Origin of the sequence: Cuspidothrix issatschenkoi CHARLIE-1 (genome assembly GCF_002934005.1) — a bacterium.
GTDB lineage: Bacteria > Cyanobacteriota > Cyanobacteriia > Cyanobacteriales > Nostocaceae > Cuspidothrix > Cuspidothrix issatschenkoi.
This window is the reverse complement of the sequence record NZ_PGEM01000080.1, coordinates 1-2,684: the sequence shown is the minus strand read 5'-3', so window position 1 is coordinate 2,684 and position 2,684 is coordinate 1. Positions and strand designations below refer to the sequence as shown.

At 42.8% G+C, this 2,684-nt stretch carries 2 protein-coding genes; both read right to left on the bottom strand.

Features of this window, described 5'->3' with window-relative positions; translation table 11 throughout:
• Window positions 1-142: 142 nt before the first annotated feature.
• Complete coding sequence (locus CUN59_RS11830; protein WP_104388031.1) at window positions 143-1,870, bottom strand: succinate dehydrogenase/fumarate reductase flavoprotein subunit; 1,728 nt, start codon at window positions 1,868-1,870, stop codon at window positions 143-145.
• A 300-nt stretch (window positions 1,871-2,170) separates the two neighbouring features.
• Window positions 2,171-2,440: a hypothetical protein gene (locus CUN59_RS11825; RefSeq protein ID WP_104388030.1), complete on the bottom strand. Its 270-nt coding sequence runs from the start codon at window positions 2,438-2,440 to the stop codon at window positions 2,171-2,173.
• Window positions 2,441-2,684 lie beyond the last annotated feature (244 nt).

The window sequence follows — 2,684 nt, the reverse complement described above, 5'->3', positions numbered from 1 at the left end:
CGGATATGAGAAATTGAGGATATCCAGATAGTTGAAACTGTTCCCTGTTCCCTATTCCCTGTTCCCCCTCCTCACAGACAACTTTTTCAGCAACCCCTAGTTAGCAGAAAACTATTGGCAAAAGATTAGGAAATTAATTCACTTAATACTTCCTTTCTTGTGGTGCAAACATAGTAATGGTGACAGGACGATATTGAATATCAATTCCAGTTGGGGAATAATAAGCCATTGTGTGTTGTAGAAAGTTAGTATCATCTCTTTGGGAAAAGTCTTCTCGAAAGTGTGCGCCGCGACTTTCTTGGCGGTTGAGGGCGGAAGCTAAAATGGTTTGTCCGACGACCATTAAACTTTGTAGTTCTAGGGCTTCAACTAATTCTGTATTCCAGTGAGTTCCCTTGTCATCTAAATATATTTGTAAGTATTGTTGTTCTAGTTGGGTAATTTGATCTAATCCTTGACGCATTAATTCTTCAGTGCGGAAAACGCCACAATATTCCGTCATGTTATCTTGGAAGGCTTGACGGATTTGATTAATGCGGTATTTTCCGGGTTGTTCAATTAGGGTTTGGATTTGTTCTTGGGCGGCTTTGATGTAATGCAGTTCATCTATGGCTGGTAACTGGCGATTTTGGACATAATGGGCGATCGCTGCTCCCGTCCTTTTGCCATAAACTACACATTCTAATAAAGAATTACTACCGAGACGATTTGCTCCGTGGACAGATACGCAGGCAGTTTCTCCAGCAGCAAAAAAACCTTCAACTAAACCATCTGCACTGTTACGAACTTGACCATCAGTATTCACAGGTATACCGCCCATACAATAGTGAATGGTGGGACGAACAGGCATCGGTTGAGTTACAGCGTCCACACCGACTAAACGATGGGCTTCTTCCCAACAGAAGGGAACGCGACTCATGATTTTTTCCTTACCTAGATGGCGTAAATCTAGGTAAACAAAAGGACCGCTAGCACTGCCGTCGGTATTGACACCGCGACCGGCGCGAATTTCATAGGCGATCGCCCGTGAGGTAATATCACGAGGGGCTAATTCCATACGACTGGGGGCATAATTGGCCATAAAGCGATCGCCTTCGCAGTTAATCAAATACGCCCCTTCACCGCGCACAGCCTCGGAAATCAGCACTCCCACAGGGTACAAACCCGTAGGATGAAATTGGACAAATTCCATATCTTGCAATGGTAAACCCGCTAAAGCCGTCATCGCCAAACCATCACCAGTGGAAGCATAATCATTAGAAGTGGTATTATAAACGCGCCCATAACCCCCAGTGGCAAACATGACAGCCTTTGCCCGTAACACCTCAATATGGCCATCCAAGAGGTGAAACATCACCACACCCTTAGCTTGACCATCTTCTAAAATCAACCGCATCACATACCATTCTTCGTAAATTTGCACACCATAACGGCGCAAATTATTCACCAATTCATGTAAAATTGCATGACCAGTTTTATCAGCCGCGTAACAAGTACGGTTGTGGGAATGTCCGCCAAAAGCCCGTTGAGCAATGCGACCATCAGGTAAACGGGAGAATAAAACCCCCAGATGTTCTAAATCAATGACTACATCCGGTGCTTGTTGGGTTAAAATTGCCACCGCATCTTGATCAGCCAAATAATCGGATCCCTTAACAGTGTCAAAAGCGTGAGCTTCCCAGCTATCTGTATCATCCACATTTTTTAAAGATGCCGCCATGCCACCTTGGGCGGCTACGGAATGGGAACGAATTGGATGAGTTTTGGCAACTATCGCTACCTTTAAACTGGGGTCAATACGGGCAATTTCCACCGCAGCCCGACATCCAGCCAAGCCCCCACCAACAATAATTACATCATGTTCTAGCATTATCAATCACCGATTTTGACACTCCCCGGTCTAAAGACGCGGGGATTCTACATTCACAGACTCACCGTTAGACGACTCAAGGGTTTTTAGTCTAGTCTCTTATAAAAAAATTCCCCATCTACAAGACCTACAGTGTACACGGAAGTCTAATCAAGTTGCTTAATAGGGTTTTGATGCCCCCTAACCCCCAATACAGGGAGGACTTGTGTGTACACCGTAGATCTACAAGACAGGGTAATAGAGAATGGGTAATTTAGGAAAATTCCCTTCAGCTAAGTTATATTTGCTTTGATTGAGACATCATTCTGTTTTTGTCTCCGGTGCTATGGCATTGAGTTCAATATGATTTAATAACGTAGTCACAAAAGCAAACAGTAAGAAAGGCAGGGATAAGAAAACGACCAGACCAACTGTAGCTAAAGCGTATACTGGTCTTTTAGCACCCATTAATGCTAATGCTGATGCCAAGCTAATAGTAATCGTGATTAACCAAACAATAATTTGACCGTAGATATCTCCAAAAGTCAGGGTACACACAAAGCGATAGTTTTGAATATTATTGTTGTTCATTTTAATTCATAGCCCTCAATTATCTTTTATAGCTTTACCTTAAATCTATGTTTGCCCTAGCAACGATTTCTCAATATTTTTCCAAGGATTGTAATATTACTTTATATTAGTCAGATTTTTACAGTTAGCAAAGATGTAAATTTATGTATTTTTATGTATATTTACCGCGAAAGGCAGAGCGCGGGAGGAATGTCTCTCTGCCCACGACTGAAAGGAGTAAGGGTTTGACACTCCCCGGTCTAAA